The 20426-nt window shown below is 40.7% G+C and carries 21 protein-coding genes and 11 tRNA genes; 29 read left to right on the top strand and 3 right to left on the bottom strand.

Annotated features, from left to right (window positions below; all coding sequences use genetic code 11):
- Positions 1 to 42 precede the first annotated feature (42 nt).
- A complete protein-coding gene (locus J7E52_RS07505; RefSeq protein WP_214744581.1) occupies positions 43 to 1194 on the bottom strand; it encodes a PP2C family protein-serine/threonine phosphatase in 1152 nt (383 codons plus the stop codon).
- Positions 1195 to 2634: 1440 nt separating this feature from the next.
- On the opposite strand from J7E52_RS07505, the gene cshA reads away from it, so the two are divergent.
- From cshA to J7E52_RS07490, 3 genes are all read left to right on the top strand, one after another.
- A complete protein-coding gene (gene cshA, locus J7E52_RS07500; RefSeq protein ID WP_214744579.1) occupies positions 2635 to 4134 on the top strand; it encodes a degradosome RNA helicase CshA in 1500 nt (499 codons plus the stop codon).
- Between the two features lie 206 nt (positions 4135 to 4340).
- Positions 4341 to 4814: a PH domain-containing protein gene (locus J7E52_RS07495; protein ID WP_214744577.1), complete on the top strand. Its 474-nt coding sequence runs from the start codon at positions 4341 to 4343 to the stop codon at positions 4812 to 4814.
- Positions 4807 to 6270 carry a PH domain-containing protein gene (locus J7E52_RS07490; RefSeq protein ID WP_214744575.1) on the top strand — a complete coding sequence of 488 codons (1464 nt, stop codon included), beginning with the start codon at positions 4807 to 4809 and terminating at the stop codon, positions 6268 to 6270. The genes J7E52_RS07495 and J7E52_RS07490 overlap by 8 nt, the downstream gene beginning before the upstream one ends.
- 26 nt (positions 6271 to 6296) lie before the next feature.
- Here J7E52_RS07490 and J7E52_RS07485 read toward each other — a convergent pair whose 3' ends face one another.
- Positions 6297 to 6887, bottom strand: coding sequence for a rhomboid family intramembrane serine protease (locus tag J7E52_RS07485; protein ID WP_214744573.1), 591 nt, complete (start codon positions 6885 to 6887; stop codon positions 6297 to 6299).
- A gap of 108 nt (positions 6888 to 6995) precedes the next feature.
- Here J7E52_RS07485 and acpS point away from each other — a divergent pair, with 108 nt between their 5' ends.
- From acpS to J7E52_RS07415, 14 genes are all read left to right on the top strand, one after another.
- Complete coding sequence (acpS, locus tag J7E52_RS07480) at positions 6996 to 7346, top strand: holo-ACP synthase (RefSeq protein ID WP_214744571.1); 351 nt, start codon at positions 6996 to 6998, stop codon at positions 7344 to 7346.
- A 243-nt stretch (positions 7347 to 7589) separates the two neighbouring features.
- Positions 7590 to 8594: a LolA family protein gene (locus J7E52_RS07475; RefSeq protein WP_214744569.1), complete on the top strand. Its 1005-nt coding sequence runs from the start codon at positions 7590 to 7592 to the stop codon at positions 8592 to 8594.
- Between the two features lie 242 nt (positions 8595 to 8836).
- Positions 8837 to 10000, top strand: coding sequence for an alanine racemase (gene alr / locus J7E52_RS07470; protein ID WP_214744610.1), 1164 nt, complete (start codon positions 8837 to 8839; stop codon positions 9998 to 10000).
- 162 nt (positions 10001 to 10162) lie between these two features.
- Positions 10163 to 10444, top strand: a complete 282-nt coding sequence (locus J7E52_RS07465; RefSeq protein WP_034306380.1) for a CopG family ribbon-helix-helix protein — start codon at positions 10163 to 10165, stop codon at positions 10442 to 10444.
- A gap of 7 nt (positions 10445 to 10451) precedes the next feature.
- Entirely contained in the window at positions 10452 to 10802 is a 351-nt protein-coding gene (locus J7E52_RS07460; RefSeq protein ID WP_034306610.1) for a type II toxin-antitoxin system PemK/MazF family toxin, read from the top strand.
- 413 nt (positions 10803 to 11215) lie between these two features.
- Positions 11216 to 12043, top strand: coding sequence for an RsbT co-antagonist protein RsbRA (locus J7E52_RS07455; protein WP_214744567.1), 828 nt, complete (start codon positions 11216 to 11218; stop codon positions 12041 to 12043).
- A gap of 2 nt (positions 12044 to 12045) precedes the next feature.
- Positions 12046 to 12402 carry an STAS domain-containing protein gene (locus tag J7E52_RS07450; RefSeq protein ID WP_214744565.1) on the top strand — a complete coding sequence of 119 codons (357 nt, stop codon included), beginning with the start codon at positions 12046 to 12048 and terminating at the stop codon, positions 12400 to 12402.
- Between the two features lie 3 nt (positions 12403 to 12405).
- Complete coding sequence (locus J7E52_RS07445; protein WP_101225983.1) at positions 12406 to 12807, top strand: anti-sigma regulatory factor; 402 nt, start codon at positions 12406 to 12408, stop codon at positions 12805 to 12807.
- A 9-nt stretch (positions 12808 to 12816) separates the two neighbouring features.
- Positions 12817 to 13827, top strand: a complete 1011-nt coding sequence (locus tag J7E52_RS07440) for a PP2C family protein-serine/threonine phosphatase (RefSeq protein WP_214744563.1) — start codon at positions 12817 to 12819, stop codon at positions 13825 to 13827.
- Between the two features lie 59 nt (positions 13828 to 13886).
- Positions 13887 to 14219, top strand: a complete 333-nt coding sequence (locus J7E52_RS07435) for an anti-sigma factor antagonist (protein WP_214744561.1) — start codon at positions 13887 to 13889, stop codon at positions 14217 to 14219.
- The gene (gene rsbW, locus J7E52_RS07430) at positions 14216 to 14689 is read left to right on the top strand and encodes an anti-sigma B factor RsbW (RefSeq protein WP_034306366.1); all 474 of its coding nucleotides are present in this window, start codon (positions 14216 to 14218) and stop codon (positions 14687 to 14689) included. Before J7E52_RS07435 ends, rsbW begins: the two co-directional genes overlap by 4 nt.
- The gene (sigB, locus tag J7E52_RS07425; RefSeq protein WP_137020608.1) at positions 14667 to 15455 is read left to right on the top strand and encodes an RNA polymerase sigma factor SigB; all 789 of its coding nucleotides are present in this window, start codon (positions 14667 to 14669) and stop codon (positions 15453 to 15455) included. Before rsbW ends, sigB begins: the two co-directional genes overlap by 23 nt.
- Positions 15452 to 16063 (top strand): PP2C family serine/threonine-protein phosphatase, encoded by a 612-nt coding sequence (locus J7E52_RS07420; RefSeq protein ID WP_309476861.1) that lies wholly within the window; start codon positions 15452 to 15454, stop codon positions 16061 to 16063. Before sigB ends, J7E52_RS07420 begins: the two co-directional genes overlap by 4 nt.
- Positions 16064 to 16155: 92 nt before the next feature.
- Positions 16156 to 18339 carry a Tex family protein gene (locus J7E52_RS07415; RefSeq protein WP_214744559.1) on the top strand — a complete coding sequence of 728 codons (2184 nt, stop codon included), beginning with the start codon at positions 16156 to 16158 and terminating at the stop codon, positions 18337 to 18339.
- 56 nt (positions 18340 to 18395) lie between these two features.
- Here J7E52_RS07415 and cmpA read toward each other — a convergent pair whose 3' ends face one another.
- Entirely contained in the window at positions 18396 to 18515 is a 120-nt protein-coding gene (cmpA, locus tag J7E52_RS07410) for a cortex morphogenetic protein CmpA (protein ID WP_089364909.1), read from the bottom strand.
- Between the two features lie 83 nt (positions 18516 to 18598).
- Here cmpA and J7E52_RS07405 point away from each other — a divergent pair, with 83 nt between their 5' ends.
- The 12 genes from J7E52_RS07405 to J7E52_RS07350 all read left to right on the top strand — a co-directional run bounded on the left by J7E52_RS07405 (position 18599) and on the right by J7E52_RS07350 (position 20328).
- On the top strand, positions 18599 to 19063 hold the full coding sequence (locus J7E52_RS07405; protein ID WP_214744557.1) for a SprT family protein: 465 nt from the start codon (positions 18599 to 18601) through the stop codon (positions 19061 to 19063).
- A gap of 147 nt (positions 19064 to 19210) precedes the next feature.
- Positions 19211 to 19285: transfer RNA gene (locus J7E52_RS07400), tRNA-Asn, on the top strand.
- A gap of 8 nt (positions 19286 to 19293) precedes the next feature.
- Positions 19294 to 19384 (top strand) — tRNA-Ser (locus J7E52_RS07395).
- Positions 19385 to 19400: 16 nt separating this feature from the next.
- Positions 19401 to 19472 (top strand) — tRNA-Glu (locus tag J7E52_RS07390).
- Between the two features lie 25 nt (positions 19473 to 19497).
- Positions 19498 to 19573, top strand: a tRNA-Asp gene (locus J7E52_RS07385).
- A gap of 77 nt (positions 19574 to 19650) precedes the next feature.
- A tRNA-Gln gene (locus J7E52_RS07380) sits at positions 19651 to 19725 on the top strand.
- 9 nt (positions 19726 to 19734) lie between these two features.
- A tRNA-Lys gene (locus J7E52_RS07375) sits at positions 19735 to 19810 on the top strand.
- 8 nt (positions 19811 to 19818) lie between these two features.
- A tRNA-Leu gene (locus J7E52_RS07370) sits at positions 19819 to 19900 on the top strand.
- A gap of 59 nt (positions 19901 to 19959) precedes the next feature.
- Positions 19960 to 20045: transfer RNA gene (locus J7E52_RS07365), tRNA-Leu, on the top strand.
- Between the two features lie 18 nt (positions 20046 to 20063).
- Positions 20064 to 20140: transfer RNA gene (locus J7E52_RS07360), tRNA-Arg, on the top strand.
- 7 nt (positions 20141 to 20147) lie between these two features.
- Positions 20148 to 20224: transfer RNA gene (locus J7E52_RS07355), tRNA-Pro, on the top strand.
- 30 nt (positions 20225 to 20254) lie between these two features.
- A tRNA-Gly gene (locus J7E52_RS07350) sits at positions 20255 to 20328 on the top strand.
- Positions 20329 to 20426: the final 98 nt, after the last annotated feature.

The raw sequence follows: 20426 nt of genomic DNA, 5'->3' as shown, positions 1-20426 counted from the left end.
TAAAAAAGGCCGTTTCTTTTTGAAACGGCCCTTTTTATCTGCTTAAAAAAGTGTCCCGGCAATAATGCAGATGTCATCGTTAATCACTGAATGCCTCATCCTTGAGACCAATAGCTCCTGAAGAAGGTCTTGTGTATCGAGATGGACATTTTTGATGAATTCCCTTTCGATATTGTCAGATCGGTCAATGGCGGAAGGTAGGGGCGTTTTAGAGAGTCCGTCTGTATAGATGATGAAACGGCTTCCTGGTTCATAATGAAAGACTATTTTTTTAATGGGCAATTCGGGAATCAGTCCGCTTGGGGTGGCCCCTTCGTTCAAATTGAGAATTTGATTGGTGCATGGGGAATACAAAAAGGCTGAAGGATGTCCGTAGTTTACATATTCGATGAGTCGATCCTTTGTATTCACGTATGCGATGAAGGCAGTAATATGGGCATGGTTTTTGTTTTCCCGATTAACTCCTTGAAATAGATCCCGCATTAGTTTGTCCAGTTCCTTTGTTATGAAAATGGGATCTTTTACACGTTTGATAAGGTCGGGAATCAATGTGCGTATGGACATGTTTATAAGTGCTGTATGAATGCCCTTTCCCAATACATCGATCACTATGAAGCCGTATATCCTGTCATCAACCTCCGTCCAGTAAAATAAATCCCCTGACAGTTCACTCGAAGGCTGGGAAAGGCCTTTGACCTCTATATCTTCATTATTGATCGACAAAGGTAAACCTGAAAGTTGAATGCCCTTTGCAATTCGAAGGCTCCTTGCTGATTTTTGGTGTATCTTTTCAAGCTCTTCCCCCTTCATTTTTGCCGAAAACAGTTGCATGCTGATGTTTCGGAGTGACTTTAATTTAATCCGGACTTCTACTGAATCGGCAGGGACCGCCATGGTTTCATAAAAGGTCTTTTCTGGTAAGGCCAGAGGGGTCTCCATTCCTGAAGTGCGTTTGTAAATGAATAAGATAGGGATTTCGTGAGATTCAGCTAAGGCGAACAAGGAAGTTTGCTGCCAAGAGTCTTTTGATATGTGTAAAGGTAAAATAAATAATGATTTCATTAAGTCCGTTGAATTCTTGAATAGATGACTTTGATTGAGTGGATCCTCCAAAAAGGTGACTTTCTTGTTCATTTTCTTTAAGATTCGACCAAAATCCTTACATAAAGGAACATCTATTGTGAATATGTTCATATAACCCCCCGTTGGTTTGTTGATAGGTCAATCATACTGCATTTGGACTTATTTGCTATAATTTTTAAGAAAAAAGTTGGAATTTTTCGAATTCAAATGATCCCATATACCTGGAAATTCAAAGGGGATTCATGAAAAATCCTTTCTTTTTCCATCGGGGGTAACTGTGGAAGGGTGTGGATCATTCGAACTGATCCTTCCTGAAAAAGGTTTATTGAAACTATTTGATTTAAACACATATCATATATAAATGGATGTTCGTTTTGTAAAACATTTAAAAGGGTACAGTAAGTCGACAAGGGGGGAGGCTATCCTCCCGAACCATGATTTTTACGGATAAATAACCCTCACTGGATTGAAGAAATTTGCGAAACTCCTGCCGAATAACTGGCTAGCCGAAACCCGCTAGATGCTTGCTTTGATGAGGCTTGGCTGACAGTCGGCGGAAAGAGAGCGGATTTCTGAAAAAAAGCTGGAACGTTTAAGAAAAAAACTGTAGGCAAACCCGTTTTCTTCGAATTTGTCTTAGTCTGAATCCACTTAAGCATAAATGGATATAGTAAAATGGTAATCCTATTAATGAAATACAGTCCATGTATCTTTTTAACCCTTTATTGAATGAAGAAGCTATATTCTTACTCAAAAGTGTCACGGCTGCATATTTAACAGGCACAAATAACCAATTTCTTCGTTTTTGAAATGGTCTAAAGTTTTTAGTAACTCTGAATGGGGCGATATCCTTTATTGCATTAACAGTTTGAAAATGGTAATATGAGTATGAGTTTAAATGTCTTATCATTGATGATTATTTAAAATTAATCAGGTTGAGGCAACAAAATTGTATGTTCTTACATGTTTCATGAGTTCATTCTTGAGATTATTTTAGATTAAATAGGCCGCGCGTCTGGTCATATATAAAAGCTGCATCTCTTGGCGGCTTTAGTAGCTATTGGGAATCAAGCCGCATTTTAGCGCTTTTCCACTTCTGCAAATCCTCAACGCACCGGGCCTGTTTTGTATAAGAATCTTGGCGCTCGTCAAGTTTTGTTCATACAGCCTTTTTAAGTCTGATGAATAATAGGTGCAGCAGCCCTCACCTGAATAAAACGGTGAAACACCCGTTTATGCTACTTTTAATTTTCCATATTGAATTTAATTTTGGTTACATGTACTTTTAAAAAGATGAGCGTATGTTAATGATAAGTTTACACGTGCGCGAAGTTAAAAATGCCAGTGAATGTCCGTACTGGTATATTTCCTTTTTAAAAAATCATATTGAGTTCATTTGAACTAAAAGGCAGACATACTTTTAGGTGATAATGATAAACTTTTTTATAAGAGATTAAGTAGAACATCCGTCATGATGATGAGGATTTGAACCAAACATCTGTGCATGATATGCACGTGTAAATTTACGATATAAAAAGGAGTACGAAAACATTGACATTGTTTAGCGAATTAGGATTAGATAGAACGTCCATGAAATCAATAGAAAAAATGGGATTTGAAGAAGCGAGCCCGATTCAATCCCAAACGATACCTCTAGCACTTGAAGGTAAAGATATCATTGGTCAAGCACAAACAGGTACAGGTAAGACAGCTGCATTCGGTATTCCATTGATGGAAAATATCGATATTAATAACGAAAACGTGCAAGGGATTGTCATTGCACCTACACGTGAGCTTGCCATTCAAGTTTCCGAGGAGCTTTTCAAGCTTGGTTACGGAAAACGCGCTCGTGTACTTGCGGTTTATGGTGGACAAGATATCGACCGTCAAATCCGTGCTTTAAAGAAAAAACCACATATTATCGTTGGTACGCCTGGTCGTCTTTTAGACCATATCAAACGTAAGAATATTAAATTAGGCGGAGTTCACACTGTAGTTCTTGATGAAGCGGATGAAATGCTTAACATGGGATTCATTGAGGATATCGAATCGATTCTTTCAACGGTTCCTGATGAAAGGCAAACATTGCTTTTCTCAGCTACAATGCCTGATCCAATCCGTAAAATTGCTGAAAGATTCATGCAGGAACCCGTTCTTGTACGTGTAAAAGCAAAAGAAATGACAGTGGATCGTATCGAACAATATTACTTGGAGTTAAAAGAAAGTGAAAAATTCGATACACTTGCACGCCTTTTCGATATTCAAACACCGGATCTTGCGATCGTCTTCGGACGTACGAAACGCCGTGTGGATGAATTGGCATCCGCATTGAATATCCGCGGTTATATGGCTGAAGGCATCCATGGTGACCTTAGCCAGGCGAAACGCCTTTCTGTATTGAAAAAGTTTAAAGACGGCAACATCGATGTACTTGTTGCTACTGATGTGGCTGCACGTGGACTTGATATTTCCGGCGTTACTCACGTATACAACTTTGATATCCCTCAAGATCCGGAAAGCTACGTTCACCGTATTGGACGTACAGGACGTGCGGGTAAACATGGTATTGCCATTACGTTTGTAACACCAAGAGAAAGAGGCCAACTGCATGCAGTTGAACATACAACGAAAAAACGTATGGAGAAACTTAAGACTCCTACGTTAACTGAAGCGTTGGAAGGTCAACAAAAAGCAGTAACGGAAAAAATCCTTAATACAATCGAGAATGAGGATTTAACATTATACCTTGGTCAAGCGGAAGAATTATTGCAAAAACATAGCGCAGCTGATTTAGTTGCAGCGATGCTTAAATCAATGACAAAAGAACCGGATCAAACGCCTATCAAGTTAACGGAAGAATCTCCATCTCCAATGCGTCGCAATCGCGGAGGAAGCAGTTCTTCTGGCAACAGACAGCGCAATGGCCGCAGTTCTTCAGGCAGAAAAGATTACGGTAGCGGATCAGGGAAACGCCCAAGCACGAACCGCAAATCGAATGGTTACGGAAACCGTAGCACGAGCCAAAAAAGGGAAAAATCAAATAAGATTTAATTGAATTGGAAATGCCGCTCATTTGAGCGGCATTTTTTTATGTGCATCTCCAATACTTCATATGGTATCCGGATGGTTGGCTGTTTTTGGATGGACTGCTCAAAAGGGGGTAATTTCCAGCATTTAATTATAGTATAATGGATGAAAGCGAAGGATGGATGATGAAGATTCATTTAAAAATTACCTGTCCGGAAGAGGAGAAGCACATGGAACCTGAAAATCGTATATCGAATAAGGCCTTGACCGTATGGAAAATCAGTGGTCTTATAAGCTGTTCAATAACTTGGATTATAAGCATCACCGTACTCGTGCTTACAATCATTTTTGATTGGACATATTGGGTGTTTGGAGCGTTAATCATAATTTCGATAATCCAATCCTATCTGGCCATCTTCCTGATTCCATCGGTGAAATGGAAGAGATGGCGTTACGAAGTGAGAAATACCGAAATTGATATCCAAAGTGGGATTTTCGTCATCAAAAGAACACTCATACCCATGATTAGGGTTCAGCATGTTGAAACGAAGCAAGGGCCTTTATTGAGAAAATACGATTTAGCCTCCGTTGAAATTTCCACTGCAGCGACCCTTCATGTTATCCCTGCCTTGGACCTTGCAGAGGCAGATGAATTGCGGCACTATATTTCCAGAATGGCAAGTGTGGAGGAAGAAGATGTCTGAACCTAAAAGGCTTCACCCCATAGCTGTATTGCTTAACATCATTAAATCAATTAAGGAATTAGTCATCCCTTTTTTATTAGTGGTCGTCATTCCTGGGAAGAATGAAGGGATTCCTGGATGGATACAACCGCTGGTCATTGCCATTATTATACTTTTACTGATAGGCACTGCATTCCTTCAATGGTTACGTTTTACATATCGCATAGAAGAGGGCGAATTCAGAATTGAGTCCGGTGTATTCGTAAGGAAGAAACGGTATATAAAATTTGATCGGATTCATAGCATAGATATATCAGAGGGCATCATCCAGAGGATATTCAGCCTGGTGAAGCTGAATATTGAAACGGCAGGCGGGTCGCAGGCGGATGCCGTATTATCAGCCATAAGCAAAAGTGATGCGGATCGAATCAATGCTTTTATAAGTGAGGAAAAAAATGCGAATAATCCTTTTGATAAGGATAAAGATGAAGTCGCGAATAAAGAATATGCAGCAAAATCGTCTTCCGTTTTTAAGCAGACATTGCCGCAGCTATTCGTTATGGCTGCCACTTCGGGAGCGGTAGGTGTCTTCTTATCTGGGGCAATCGCTTTTCTTTCTCAGTTCGATGAAATGATACCTTTTGAGAGAATATTTAAGGATTATGAAGATTTTATTGAAATGGGGACCGTTATTCTAACCTTGTTTGCCCTTGTGGCTTTATTGGTGGTTTATGTATTGGCCACATTAAGTATGGTGATTAAATATGCTTCCTTTACCGTGATAAAAACGGATGAGGAAATCGTCATTTCCAGAGGGCTTCTTGAGAAAAGACAGCTGACAATCCCTATCCATAAAATTCAAGGTATCCGGATCATGGAGAATTTGATTAGAAAGCCATTGGGATTGGCGACGGTTTATATTGAATATGCGGGAGGCAGTATGGAAGATAAAGAAAGTCTATCCATCATGCTGTTCCCTTTAATCAGGAAGAGGCATTTACATGAGAAAATCCTGGAAATTCTACCGGTTTATGAAACAACCACTGAGATGACACCGATACCTAAGCGTGCACTTTCCCGGTATGTGTTTCGTAAGTTTCTATCCCTGATCCCGATCATCGGTGCGTTGGTATGGTTTTTCAGACCTTGGGGTTATTTTTCCCTTTTGCTTGTACCGTTGGCGATTTTTTGGGCTTACATGCAATATAGAGATGCAGGATGGAGCATAGAAGGGAATTTGTTGCTATTAAGCAGCCGTTTTTTCTCGAAGCAAACATTGATCATGCAGAGAAGCAGAATTCAATCAATCACATATAAAAAAAGTTGGTTTCAGAATCGAAAAGAATTGGCTTCGATTTCAGCATCGATTAAATCAGGAATCACCTCCCGGGTCGGCATGGTTGCGGATGTGGAAGAAAAGGATTGCCAAATAATTAAATCATGGTATTTACCTAAGAAAGCAGTCGACTCCCAATGATTAAAAGGAAGAGTCGGCTGTTTGTCCTACCGTTTTTTTCTTAAGAATAATGGAGCTGTTAAAAAGCCGGTTGCAAGTCCAGCCAAATGACCGACAACGTTGATCTGCGGTTGAATGAAGGTCATGATGATGGCAATTCCGGTCAGTGTATATACGGTATTTCTTTCGTTGTTAGTAAAATTGGTTTTATTGAACAGTACAAGATATAGAAAGAATCCGAGTAAACCAAAAATTGCTCCGCTAGCACCTACGTGGTTATATGTCAGTGGGTTAATTAGGAAGGTTGCGATATTGGCAAGGATACCTATCGATAAAAAGAAGATTGAAAACTTGACGGTTCCGAGCAATTTCTCTAGGAATGGACCAAAGATGGCAAGTGAAAATCCATTAAACAGTAAGTGTGTAAACGTGCTATGCAGAAAGATGGGGGTGATCAAACGCCACCATTGTCCATCAGCGATGTATAAGTTCACACCTGCGCCATAATAAAAGAGTACATTGCCGGGAAATATGGGGAAAAGGACAAGAACGAATACAATCATCATAATGAGTATGAGCACAGTAACAGCTCGATATGAATTTGCGTATTCGCGGAAGCTTTCTGTTCTTGTAAACATAAATTCCTCCTTATTATCGTTTTTATTTAGATACAATATTATCATTTTCAGGTAAAAGAGTCCTCCTAATGATATGCAGCTTATTAAATTAATAGAAGAGGTGTCAAAGTGATTAAAGGTATAGGCGTGGACATTACTGAGTTGGATAGAATGGAAACACTGATTAATCGGCAACCCCGTTTAAAGGAGCGTATATTAACAGAAAGGGAAATCTTGATTTTCGAAAAGTTAAATGGAAGAAGGAAGGTCGAGTATTTTGCTGGGCGTTTTGCAGCAAAGGAGGCATTTTCAAAAGCAAACGGTACAGGAATCGGTAAGCACTTATCCTTTTTGGATATTGAAATCACATCGGATGATAAAGGAAAGCCGGTGATTTCCAAGCCGTTTTCTGAAGGGGTCCATCTTTCGATTAGCCACAGCAGGGATTATGCGGTTGCTCAAGTCGTAATTGAAGGGTGAATGGAGTTTTGTCCAATCGGGTCATAAACCTTTAGGTTGTCTCATATACATTTAGTGCTATAGGGAGACAAGGCCCGGTAAAAGGTACATGGCAGAGTAGGTGCTCTCGAAAAGTTTTTAGCCGGATCGAGAATGGGTCCGTGTCTAAAATACCGAGGAATCTAAGACATCAGTCGAGCCAATGTCCGGATCCTGCCTTTTCCTCTCCCTTTTACGTTCAAATGACAAAAAGGGGTTGAAAAGATGAAGAAGATGTTAATGCTTTTTGCAGGGATCATGCTCTTGCTTGCTCTTTCTGCTTGCGGCCAAAAATCACAGAGTGACGTAGTGAGTGAATTGAATGAGAAGCTTGGCGAAATGAAAGGATATAAAGCTAACGCGAAGATGACATTGAAGATGGGCACTGAACCTCAAGTGTATAATGTGGAGATTTGGCATAAGGACCCTTCTTTTTACCGCGTAAATCTGAAAAATGAAGAGAAGGACCAAAGCCAGATGATTTTGAAAAATGATGATGGTGTATATGTTTTGACGCCAGCTTTGAATAAAAGTTTTAAATTTCAAAGCGAGTGGCCGGAGAACAGCAGTCAGGCCTATTTGTTCGAGTCGTTGGTGAAAGACATTACGGAAGATAAAAGTGCGACATATAAAGAAACGGGTAAACATTATGTCTTTGAAACGAAAACACGCTACCAAAACAATAAAATGTTGCCATATCAAGAGATTACTATAAACAAAAAGGATTTATCTCCGGTCAGTGTAAAAGTCATGGACCCCGATAAGACCGCATTGGTTCTTGTTGAATTCTCGAAAGTTAAATTCGATACGACTTTTGATAAAGATTCATTTGATATGAAGAAAAACATGACAAGTGCACAACTTGAAGCACCCGTTATGGCAGAAGTCCAAAATGAAGGATTTGCGGTGAAATACCCTGAAAATATTGGTGATATGAACTTAACGGAAGAAAAAGAAATTACGACGGAAAAGGGAGAACGTGTCGTTTTGACCTATGAGGGTACAAAAAGTTTTACATTAGTTCAGGAAAAAGCTGAGGTAGTTCAAACTTCCGTTTCGACGAATGTGAATGGAGAACCGGTTGATTTAGGTTATACTGTCGGAGCCATGACAGGAAATACGATTGCATGGACTTTTGAAGGTGTCGATTATATGCTTGCATCAAAGGATTTGACACAGGAAGAGATGATAGAAGTCGCCCGTTCGGTTGGGGAAGATCCAGTCAAATAGGATTACATAACAAGCTGATGTTTCCCGTCTCCTTACGAAGGTTTCTTCTGGGTAGGTTAGGCGGGGAAGCAGCTTGTTGACATTTTTAATCCTACGATCTGATTTAGTCTGGCAGTTGGGAAATTAGAATCAAGGTGAAAAAGCACTTTATCTTTCTGGCGGTTGGTTATAGAATGGTCCTATAATGAAACGAAAACTTCGCTACTGGGAAGAATCTTATTGTGAGTGTAGGAAAGAAGGAAATGGCCTTGGAAACGAAAATATTTCATCGAGATACGTGGGCAGAAGTAAATTTGGATAATATTTTTGAAAATATCTCTTCAATGAAAAAAAGACTGGGAAATGGCGTTAGTCTTTTCGCTGTCGTTAAAGCGAATGCATATGGCCATGGGGACTATGAAGTGGCCAAAACGGCGCTTGAAGCGGGGGCGGATTTTTTAAGTGTCGCTTTTTTGGATGAGGCTCTTGCCTTACGGAAAAAGGGAATATTGGCTCCAATTCTTGTACTTGGGGCATCGAGGCCTGAAAGTGCAGCACTTGCTGCCGAGCATGGGATTTCCGTGACGGTTTTTGATGTAGCATGGTTGGAAAAGGCAAAGGATTTGTTGAAACCGGGACAAGTTTTGCAAATCCATGTAAAAGTGGATAGCGGCATGGGGAGAATCGGCATTCGTGATAAAGGCCAACTCATGAAAGTGGAAAGTTTGCTTGAGAGGGAAGCTTGTTTCAATTTCCAAGGGATATTCACTCATTTCGCGACGGCGGATGAAATGAAGACCGACTTTTATGAAAAGCAGCTTGCTTCATTTAAAGGGATGCTTTCCGTATTGACTGGAAAGCCTGAATATATTCATGCAGCCAATAGTGCAGCTTCTTTAAGATTCACCGACCCTGAATGGAATGCAATAAGAATGGGGATTTCCATGTATGGATTGAGTCCTTCCGTGGAGATTAAGCCGATATTGCCATATCCATTAAAACAGGCTATATCATTGAGAACGAAGATGGTTGCGGTTAAACAGCTTGCCAAGGGTGAAAGCGTCAGTTATGGAGCGACTTATACGGCTGAAGGTGATGAATGGATTGGGACTTTGCCAATCGGTTATGCTGACGGCTGGATCCGTAAGCTGCAAGGTCAGGAAGTTCTTGTGGATGGTAGAAGAGTACCCATAGTCGGGAGGATTTGCATGGATCAATGCATGATCAAGCTGCCTGGACCATACCCTGTAGGGACAGAGGTCACACTGATGGGGAATGATGGGGATGAATCGATTACTGTCGATGAGATTGCGGCAAAACTGGAAACGATCAACTATGAGGTAACATGCATGATAGGGGCAAGAGTACCTCGTATATATATAAAAGACAATCAGGTGAATCATGTACGCAACTTCATTTTGGAATGACCGGATTGTAAAAAAATCCTAAGATTGTGAATAAGATTTCCTTTATTATGCTGATAATAGGATTGAGAATAGAATATACTCTTTGCAGATAGGCATTTTAATGGTAATATTGAAAAGGATATATATAATAAAGGTGTGTAGTGATGGTGGAGGTGTATGTTTGTGTCTGAATCCAGCGCAACAAGAGAGATATTAATTCGATTACCTCAAAATTTTTTAACAGAGTTAGATGGGTATGCGAGTGAGGAAAATGTAAATCGCAGTGAATTTATTTATCGTGCCACAAAAATGTATCTTCGCGAACGTAAAAAGAAAGAGTTTCGTGAATCGATGAAACGCGGTTATATTGAAATGGCGGCCATTAACTTAACGATTGCTTCTGAAGCCTTCCAGGCTGAATTCGAGGCAGGTCATTGCGTTGAACGATTAGTTAGCGGAGGCTGAGCCATTGATTGTTGTTAAGCGTGGTGACGTATACTTCGCAGACCTTTCCCCGGTAGTTGGTTCAGAGCAGGGTGGGACCCGTCCGGTACTAATTTTACAAAACGATATTGGTAATCGCTTTAGTCCGACTGTGATCGTGGCAGCCATTACAGCTCAAATTCAAAAAGCGAAATTGCCTACACATGTCGAGATTAATGCAAAAAAGTACGGATTCGAGCGGGATTCCGTCATTTTATTAGAACAGATCCGGACAATTGATAAGCAGCGTTTAACTGATAAAATTACGCATCTCGACGAACCGATGATGCAAAAGGTCAATGAAGCTTTGCAAATTAGTTTAGGCCTCATTGAGTTTTAAAGAAAATTTTTCCCGTTAAACCGGGCGTTATTATAATACAAATCATTCATGATGTTATTTAGATGGCACGATTCCTGCAACTGCGGGAATCGTGTTTTTTTGTGAAATAACATAAACATGTCCAAAAAGTATACAGCAGGAAATATGAAAAATTTGACGAATAAAAACAGTATACAGTTAGATATTGGATTGAATCGTTCATTTTTTTTTATATTATCTCCCTAACTTTTTTAAAATTGATGTTTTTCTTGCCTGAATATCGGGTATGTAGTTATGTTGTAAATACTTAAAAAAAGCAAAAGTGCAGTGGGGAATTTATAAGAAAATCCAAATGGAAATAAGATTACAGTTAGTTAACATCCTTGTGACGAGGAGAGGGAAACAAGGCAATTGTGTTAGAATGGGAGGATATTATGAATCAATTGGTTTACGATTTTATTAAGCAAAATCAAGATTACATCCTTAATGAGTGGATGGGCATCATGAAGGAAAGTACTGACGAAAGATTAATTAAAGTCGTCTCAGATCGAATGTTCACGCAAACGAGCAGTGAATTTATAGATATGATCATCACGAATGTTGATAGTAAAAACAAGGAATTCACGTTGAAGCTTTCGGATTTTGCCGAGAAAGTCGTACAATTGGGTTGGCCTCTAACTTTCGTCAATGAAGGACTTCATAAATTCACGTTAATTGTCATTAATGGAATGGTCGAAAAGGGTCTGGTGACTCCTGATAACCAAGTCAATCTTGTTAATCATTTGGATAAATGGGCCACACCGATAAATAATGAAATAGTCAATATATATACCCAAACTTGGGAAAGAACTGTTTCCATGCAAAAAATAGCGTTGCAAGAACTTTCGGCACCGCTCATTCCTGTATTGGAAGGCATTACGGTCATGCCGCTGATTGGTACGATTGATACAGAACGTGCCAAGCAGATAATGGAAAACCTGCTGACTGGCGTTGTTAAGCATAGATCTGAAGTTGTTCTTATTGATATAACGGGCGTGCCGGTCGTGGATACCATGGTTGCCCATCATATCATTCAAGCGGCGGAAGCGGTCCGGTTGGTGGGCGCCAAATGCATACTCTGCGGCATTCGCCCTGAAATAGCCCAAACCATCGTTAATCTTGGAATTAATTTAAATGAAGTGGTTACAAAAAATACGTTGAAAAAAGGGATAGAAGTTGCGTTGGAATTAACGAGCCGAAAGATCGTAAAGGTGGAGGGATAAGTATGAGGATTCCGATATTAAAGCTTTATGACTGCTTGTTAGTCTCTATACAGTGGGAATTGGATGATTTGACAGCTCTTCAATTTCAAGAGGACTTACTGCATAAGATACATGAAACAAGCGCGAATGGCGTTGTTATAGATATTACCTCGATAGATTTTATTGATTCTTTTATCGCAAAGGTATTAGGCGATGTCTTTAGTATGTCTAAGCTTATGGGGGCCAAGGTTGTAATTACGGGAATCCAGCCTGCTGTTGCAATAACATTGATTGAACTGGGTATTAGTCTCGAGGATGTTCTGACAGCATTAGACTTAGAGAAAGGCCTGGAGAAATTACAACAGGAATTGGGGGATTAAAGAATGGAGTTCCAATCCTGCGTAAAAATCATAAATGAATGGGACATCGTAGCTGCAAGGCAGCTTGGAAGAAATGTCGCTAAAGAGTTGGGGTTCGGCACTGTAGACCAGGCCAGGATCACAACGGCCATTAGCGAATTGGCCCGAAACATATACCTATATGCTGGACAAGGCAGTGTAAGCATAGAAAAGCTGAATATAAATGGGAAGTCAGGATTGAAAATCATTGCAGAGGACCAAGGGCCGGGAATTGAGGATATCCGCAGAGTCATGGAAGATGGATATACTACCTCGGGGGGACTGGGCGCAGGCCTTCCTGGAGCCAAACGTTTAATGGATGATTTTGATATTGATTCGATACCAGGTGAAGGGACTAAGATTATCGCTACGAAATGGCTCCGTTAGGGGGGAAATATGGATATTAGGGAGAACATGGAGAAAAAGTATCATGAGGCGCTTTCTACTTATCTTAAAGACCAAAATGAGCAGGCACTCTACCAAGGGCAAAAGATTAGCCGCCTACATATCAAATACAATATATCTCCAGAAGAAATCATCAGTATGCATAAAAATAACTTAATGGAACTTTATCCGGAATTACCGGGAAAAGTATTGGATTCTTTCGATTTTCTGCTGGAAGTCATGATGGGCTACGGCATTGCATACCGTGAACATCAAAGCCTTAGACATCAACAGCAGGAACTGAAAACGGAAATCGAGATCGCGGCAAACGTGCAACATACTCTTTTGGAAACGAAAATTCCTGATATCAAAGCTCTTGAAATTGGGGCGATCAGTGTTCCGGCGAGACAGATGAACGGAGATTACTATCACTTCGTCCAAGATGAAAATGAGCGTATAGGAGTAGGGATAGCAGATGTCATAGGAAAAGGGATTCCTGCTGCATTGTGCATGTCGATGATCAAATATGCGATGGACAGTCTTCCCGAGCATCGCCATGAACCGAAGAGTGTGCTTGAGAGTTTGAACCGTGTTGTGGAGCATAATGTGGATCCAAGCATGTTCATAACCATGTTCTATGGTCTATATGATCCGCATGACAGGCAATTTTCCTATGCTTCAGCCGGACATGAACCTGGCTTTTATTATGATGCCGCAACAGGTACTTTTAGCGATTTGGATGCAAAGGGCTTATTGCTTGGAGTTGATAAAAAAACAAGGTATCGCCAATATGAAAAAACGGTGAATCGCGGGGACATGATCATTTTATTATCCGATGGAGTAACGGAGTGCCGGACGAATGATGGGTTCATAGAAAGGGAAACACTTATCGGTTTCATTAAAAAGAATATGCATTTGCAAGCCCAGGAAATGGTGAATAATATATATAAACAATTGGAGAAAATGCAGAACTTCCAACTGAGGGATGATTTTACATTAATAATTTTAAAATCAAATGTTTAGTATTGTTTCTGCTGGGTATAGATATAGGAATGAAGAGGATTTGAAGAGGTGGGTCAAGGATGAATATAACGGTAGATGTTAATGAATTGAATACTGAATTTATTGTAAAACTAAAAGGTGAAATCGATGCCTATACTGCACCGAAATTAAGGGAATCACTATTCCCGATTTCAGAGCAGGACAATGTTTCGATTACGATTGATTTAACTGAAGTCTCTTATATGGATAGTACGGGACTTGGGGTATTTGTCGGTGCTTTCAAAAACGTAAGGGCACATAATGGCGAATTCACACTAGTTGGCTTATCAGAAAGGTTACGTCGTTTATTTGATATAACAGGTCTTGCAGATATCATTGATATAAAAAGTGGTACAGAGGGTGGGTTAGAATGAGTCAAGTATATGATTACATCGAAATGAAAATACCTGCAAAACCAGAATTCATCGGTGTCATTCGTTTAACGCTTTCTGGGATAGGAAGCCGGATGGGATTTGCGTATGATGAAATTGAGGATTTGAAAATCGCTACAAGTGAGGCTTGTACAAATGCGGTACAGCATGCATATAAGGATTCTGAAAAAGGTGAAGTTAAAGTAAGTTTCGGCCTTTATCCTGACCGTTTGGAGGTCATGGTTTCTGATAGTGGTAAGAGCTGTAATTTCGAAGAGGTTCGTCAAGGACTCGGTCCATACGAAAATGGACAAAAAGTCGAACTTTTGAGAGAAGGGGGCTTGGGTCTTTACCTTATAGAAACTCTGATGGATGATGTGAAAATTCATCAGCATGATGGGGTTACAGTCTTTATGACTAAGTTTTTAGAAGGAGAGCAGGTGGAGATGGATGCAAAAACAGTCTCAACCTAATCAGGCACAAAGAGAACAGGTAAATGAATGGATTAGAGCTTACCAGCAGAATCAAGATGATGAAGCACAGAGTAATCTAGTCATCCATTATAAAAGTTTGGTTGAAACAATCTCCCGTAAGTATGCGAAAGGGAAATCATTTCAGGAGGATATCTCCCAAGTCGGCATGATTGGTTTATTAGGTGCCATTCGACGATATGATGAATCTTTCGGTAAAAGCTTTGAGGCATTTGCCGTCCCTACTATAATCGGCGAAATCAAAAGGTTCCTTCGTGACAAAACATGGAGTGTCCATGTGCCAAGGAGAATTAAGGAACTTGGTCCGAAAATCAGGGTGACTGTCGAGGAATTAACGACAACTCTGCATCGTTCACCAAGAATAGATGAAATAGCCGATAGCATAGGCGTGACTGAAGAAGAAGTTTTAGAAGCGATGGAAATGGGAAAAAGCTATCAAGCTTTATCTGTGGATCATTCCATTGAGGCGGACTCTGATGGCGGTACTGTCACATTGCTTGATATATTCGGGAATGTCGATGAAGGTTTTGAAAAGGTCAATCAGCGTCTTGTGCTTGAAAAGGTGCTGCATGTGCTGAGTGACCGTGAAAAGATGATCATTCAACATACTTATTTAGAGAATTTAAGTCAGAAAGAAGCTGGCGATAAACTGGGAATTTCCCAAATGCATGTTTCAAGGCTCCAACGCCGCGCGATCAAGAAACTTCAAGAAGCCATTAATGCTGAAAACTCGGAGTTAATTCAGTGATCAAAGATATTTTGAGGGGAGAAAAAATAGAAGTCCTTGTCTCTCAATCGTCTAAAAACGGGATGGTTTATTGTGGTGATGATTACTTCTTTCTTCATACGAAAGAATACTTTGTGTGTGTCCTGGCGGATGGTCTGGGCAGCGGGAAAAATGCTTATGATTCCTCCCATGCCGTCATCGAGGAAGTTAAACGTAATCATGAGTTGGATGTAGAATCATTGATGGCAGTGTGTAATCAAGTTTTAGTCGATAAGCGGGGGGCAGCCGTTTCCATTTTGAAGATATTTTATGACAAGAATGAATTTGTATACAGTTCAGTGGGTAACATCCGCTTTTTCCTGTATAATCCAAGCGACGATAAACTCGTTTACCCTTTACCTGTTACAGGGTATTTATCCGGAAGGAAGCAAAAGTACAGGACGCAGAGCTACAAATATGAACCAAATGCAAAATTCATTCTTCATTCCGATGGTTTGGAACTTAAGGGAGCTAAATCTTTTTTAAAAAGGCTGGTCCCTATCGATAAGAATGCCCAATGCATATTAAAAAGCAGTCCATTAACTGCAGATGATACAACTTTCATTTTAGGAAGCTTACTTTCGCCATAATTCGGAAGTGAGCTTTTTTGTATGGAATTCGCAACTTCATCCCTCATTTGCTAGACTATACATATTAGATCAAAAGGTTGGTGGTAAACATAATGATCGTTGTAGAAGATACATTAAAGGAATTGATTAAACAAATATCCAATGAGCTAACTTTGAAAAATCATCAAGTCCAAAACGTCATACAGATGCTGCAAGAGGGGAATACTGTCCCTTTTATTGCGCGGTATAGAAAAGAAATGACGGGTTCACTTGATGAAGTGCAAATTCGTTCCATTATGGAAAGATGGAGCTACCTGGAAAACCTTGGCCAGAGGAAAGCGGAAGTTACCCGGTCGATTGGTGAACAGGGGAAACTGACGGAAGAATTAACAAGACAAATCCAGAAGGCAACAAAACTGCAGGAAGTCGAGGATTTATACAGGCCATTTAAGCAAAAAAGGAGAACGAAAGCGACAGTCGCTAAAGAAAAGGGTCTTGAACCACTGGCCATTTGGCTTCTGGAATGTCCGATGCATGCTAGAGTTAGCGAAAAAGCTGCAGAATTCATATCGGCAGAAAAAGAAGTTTCTTCTATTGAAGAGGCAATTGCAGGAGCGCGGGATATCATAGCCGAACATATTTCTGATGATGCAGAATTAAGGAAGTGGATAAGGGCTGAAATTTTCAAAGCTGGAAAAGTGGTATCCACTGTGAAAAATGAAGAGAAGGACGAGAAAAAAATCTTCGAGATGTACTATGAATATGAGGAGCCGGTGCAAAGGATCGTACCACATCGGGTGTTGGCGCTAAATAGAGGCGAAAAGGAAGAAGTTTTACGAATCTCCATTCAGCCTCGGACTGAAATCATCAGTGGTCATCTTGAACGGAAAATCATTAAAAGTAACAAATCTGAAGCCCAAGTTGTTCTTAAATCTGCTATTGAGGATGGACTTAAGCGTTTGATCATGCCTTCTGTAGAACGGGAAATCAGAAAAGAGCTGACGGAAAAAGCTGAGGATCAGGCTATCCATATTTTCTCTGAAAACCTCAGGAACCTGCTCTTGCAGCCTCCGCTTAAAGGGAAAGTAGTCCTCGCCCTAGATCCGGCATATCGGACTGGCTGTAAGTTGGCTGTCATTGATGAAACCGGAAAGGTACTCGATATTAGTGTAATCTATCCGCATCCTCCTGCTGCGAAGCTTAATGCTGCCCGTGAAAAAACGATCGAAATCCTTCAGAGGTTCTCGGTTGAGATCGTGGCAATCGGCAATGGAACGGCATCACGTGAATCAGAGCAATTCATCGCAGATATTCTGAAAGAAGTAAAAGGGAATATTTCATATATCATTGTTAATGAAGCGGGAGCCAGTGTGTATTCAGCCTCGGATATTGCCCGTGAAGAGTTTCCGGATCTTCAAGTAGAACAGAGAAGCGCCGTTTCGATAGGGAGAAGGCTTCAAGATCCCCTTGCTGAACTTGTTAAAATTGATCCCCAATCCGTGGGGGTCGGTCAGTATCAACATGATGTGTCCCAGAAAAAGTTAACGGAATCGCTCACCTTTGTAGTAGAAACAGCTGTTAACCAGGTGGGTGTGAATGTCAATACCGCTTCATCGTCTCTATTGCAATATGTAGCTGGTTTATCAAAATCGGTAGCTCAAAATATTGTGAAGAAAAGGGAAGTGGAAGGGAAGTTTTCAAGCAGGAAGCAATTAAAGAAGATTCCCCGGCTTGGTGCCAAAACATATGAACAATGCATAGGATTCTTACGTATCATTAATGGAGATGAGCCATTAGATCAAACCGCGATACATCCTGAGAACTACGGTGCCGTGAATAAATTATTGAAGAAAATCGGATTCACATCTGAGGATTTAGGCAGTGATGCACTAAATGAAGAGTTAGGTAAACTTAATCCGGCTGATTTGGGCGATGAATTGGAAATTGGGGAAATTACGATTAAAGATATCATAGATGATTTGATGAAACCGGGAAGAGATCCTCGGGATGAATTATCAAAACCACTGCTTAAGCAGGATGTACTAAAAATGGAGGATCTGCAAACTGGGATGGAATTACAAGGTACAGTGAGGAATGTTGTGGATTTCGGTGCCTTTGTGGACATCGGTGTTAAACAGGATGGACTGGTGCATATTTCCAAACTGAGCAACAGGTTTGTAAAACACCCATTGGATGTAGTTGCCGTTGGGGATGTTGTGACGGTTTGGGTCGAACAGGTTGATTCCCAAAAGCAAAGGGTATCTTTAACGATGCTCGAGCCAAAGGATCAAAACTAGCCTATGGTAAGCTCCTTCTATAATAGAAGGGGTTTTTTTATGGAACAAAGTTAAATCTATAACCGGAGACTTTCTTTTTTTTGATAAAAAAACCAACATTGATTCAACATCTTCACTTGATAGTAATCCTTTTCATAAAAGGCTTTGCGGATTTGATTCTGGAACCAATTAGGCATAGCTTTTCCTCCCTTAGTTTCCTATTGTATTATTAGTCTATGTTATAATGGGTTGTCATGTTACCAAGGAAAGGGAGGGGGAAATGGATAATCGGCAATTGCAAAAACTAGTGGAAGAAATATCGTTGAAAGACTTTAAAAAGGCCTTTAGACACCAAGCCAGTTTTAATCCGCGTCTCCGAACAACAGGAGGACGATACTTGCTCCGATCACACAATATAGAAATCAATAAGAAGTATCTTGATGAACGCGGTGTGGAAGAAATGATTGGTATCATTAAGCATGAATTGTGCCATTATCATCTGCACATCGAGAAAAAAGGGTACCAGCATCGTGATGCGGACTTTAGGCAATTACTCAAAAAAGTGGGGGCACCGAGATTTTGCGAGCCGCTTCCATCTAACCAATTAAAGAAAAAGATGAATACTATTCAATATAAATGTGAAGACTGTCAGCAGGTGTATATAAGAAAAAAACGAATCGACACTACCCGTTTCGTTTGTGGAAAATGTCGTGGAACATTGATTTACCAAGGGTTTAAGGAGTGAAAAACAAAAATATAAAAAAACATAAAAGAACCCTTGACTTTAAGTTGTAACCTCTTTATAATCATAAGAGTCGACAAGATAACAACTTGTTCTTAACGACAAACATTAAGGTCCTTGAGCGTGAAAAAGGAACCCAATCTTCATTATTCCGCAGTAGCTCAGTGGTAGAGCATTCGGCTGTTAACCGAACGGTCGTAGGTTCGAGTCCTACCTGCGGAGCCATTTTTTTTGGGGAAGTACTCAAGAGGCTGAAGAGGCGCCCCTGCTAAGGGTGTAGGTCGCGTAAGCGGCGCGAGGGTTCAAATCCCTCCTTCTCCGCCAGTTACAATTTTATCAAGGCCCATTGGTCAAGCGGTTAAGACACCGCCCTTTCACGGCGGTAACACGGGTTCGAATCCCGTATGGGTCACTTTCTTATACATGATCAAAATACTGGTCCCGTGGTGTAGCGGTTAACATGCCTGCCTGTCACGCAGGAGATCGCGGGTTCGATTCCCGTCGGGACCGCCATTTTTTTAAAAAACATTTGCTAAAATAATGTTATTGTGATATAATGTTATCCTGGCTGTTAATTAGTATTTGATTATTGGGCTATAGCCAAGCGGTAAGGCAACGGATTTTGATTCCGTCATGCGAAGGTTCGATCCCTTCTAGCCCAGCCATTTTATTTAGAGCCATTAGCTCAGTTGGTAGAGCATCTGACTTTTAATCAGAGGGTCGAAGGTTCGAATCCTTCATGGCTCACCATTTTTTTCGCGGGTGTGGCGGAATTGGCAGACGCACCAGACTTAGGATCTGGCGCCGTAAGGCGTGGGGGTTCAAGTCCCTTCACCCGCACTGATATTTTTCTTCTTGACATCAAGTTGAAAAGGTGTTAAACTTACAAAGTCGCTTTCGCGGTCGTGGCGGAATGGCAGACGCGCTAGGTTGAGGGCCTAGTGGGGGAAACCCCGTGGAGGTTCGACTCCTCTCGGCCGCACCAATAACATCATAGAAATTAGCGCCCGTAGCTCAATTGGATAGAGCATCTGACTACGAATCAGAAGGTTGTAGGTTCGACTCCCGCCGGGCGCACCATATTTTACGGGAAGTAGCTCAGCTTGGTAGAGCACTTGGTTTGGGACCAAGGGGTCGCAGGTTCGAATCCTGTCTTCCCGACCATTCTTTCTGAAAATATTTCAAAAATTAAATGCGGGTGTAGTTTAGTGGTAAAACCTCAGCCTTCCAAGCTGATGATGAGAGTTCGATTCTCTTCACCCGCTCCATTATTGCTCTTTGAAAACTGAACAAAACAAAGCGCCAACGTTAAATTTTAAGTGAGCACACACTATCAAAAAAGCAAATGAGCAACTCAAACATTTAT

It is taken from the genome of Bacillus sp. ISL-34 (assembly GCF_018613325.1).
In the GTDB taxonomy this organism is placed as follows: Bacteria; Bacillota; Bacilli; order Bacillales; family DSM-1321; genus Peribacillus.
The sequence above is the reverse complement of the archived record's forward strand: the minus strand, read 5'-3'. Positions and strand labels throughout refer to the sequence as shown.

Bases quoted from the DNA above. Each gene is read 5' to 3' on its own strand.
- J7E52_RS07505 (WP_214744581.1), bottom strand. From the start codon at position 1,194: ATGAACATATTCACAATAGATGTTCCTTTATGTAAGGATTTTGGTCGA.
- J7E52_RS07495 (WP_214744577.1), top strand. From the start codon at position 4,341: ATGGAACCTGAAAATCGTATATCGAATAAGGCCTTGACCGTATGGAAA.
- J7E52_RS07490 (WP_214744575.1), top strand. From the start codon at position 4,807: ATGTCTGAACCTAAAAGGCTTCACCCCATAGCTGTATTGCTTAACATC.
- J7E52_RS07485 (WP_214744573.1), bottom strand. From the start codon at position 6,887: ATGTTTACAAGAACAGAAAGCTTCCGCGAATACGCAAATTCATATCGA.
- J7E52_RS07475 (WP_214744569.1), top strand. From the start codon at position 7,590: ATGAAGAAGATGTTAATGCTTTTTGCAGGGATCATGCTCTTGCTTGCT.
- alr (WP_214744610.1), top strand. From the start codon at position 8,837: ATGGCCTTGGAAACGAAAATATTTCATCGAGATACGTGGGCAGAAGTA.
- J7E52_RS07455 (WP_214744567.1), top strand. From the start codon at position 11,216: ATGAATCAATTGGTTTACGATTTTATTAAGCAAAATCAAGATTACATC.
- J7E52_RS07450 (WP_214744565.1), top strand. From the start codon at position 12,046: ATGAGGATTCCGATATTAAAGCTTTATGACTGCTTGTTAGTCTCTATA.
- J7E52_RS07445 (WP_101225983.1), top strand. From the start codon at position 12,406: ATGGAGTTCCAATCCTGCGTAAAAATCATAAATGAATGGGACATCGTA.
- J7E52_RS07440 (WP_214744563.1), top strand. From the start codon at position 12,817: ATGGATATTAGGGAGAACATGGAGAAAAAGTATCATGAGGCGCTTTCT.
- J7E52_RS07435 (WP_214744561.1), top strand. From the start codon at position 13,887: ATGAATATAACGGTAGATGTTAATGAATTGAATACTGAATTTATTGTA.
- rsbW (WP_034306366.1), top strand. From the start codon at position 14,216: ATGAGTCAAGTATATGATTACATCGAAATGAAAATACCTGCAAAACCA.
- sigB (WP_137020608.1), top strand. From the start codon at position 14,667: ATGCAAAAACAGTCTCAACCTAATCAGGCACAAAGAGAACAGGTAAAT.
- J7E52_RS07415 (WP_214744559.1), top strand. From the start codon at position 16,156: ATGATCGTTGTAGAAGATACATTAAAGGAATTGATTAAACAAATATCC.
- cmpA (WP_089364909.1), bottom strand. From the start codon at position 18,515: ATGCCTAATTGGTTCCAGAATCAAATCCGCAAAGCCTTTTATGAAAAG.
- J7E52_RS07405 (WP_214744557.1), top strand. From the start codon at position 18,599: ATGGATAATCGGCAATTGCAAAAACTAGTGGAAGAAATATCGTTGAAA.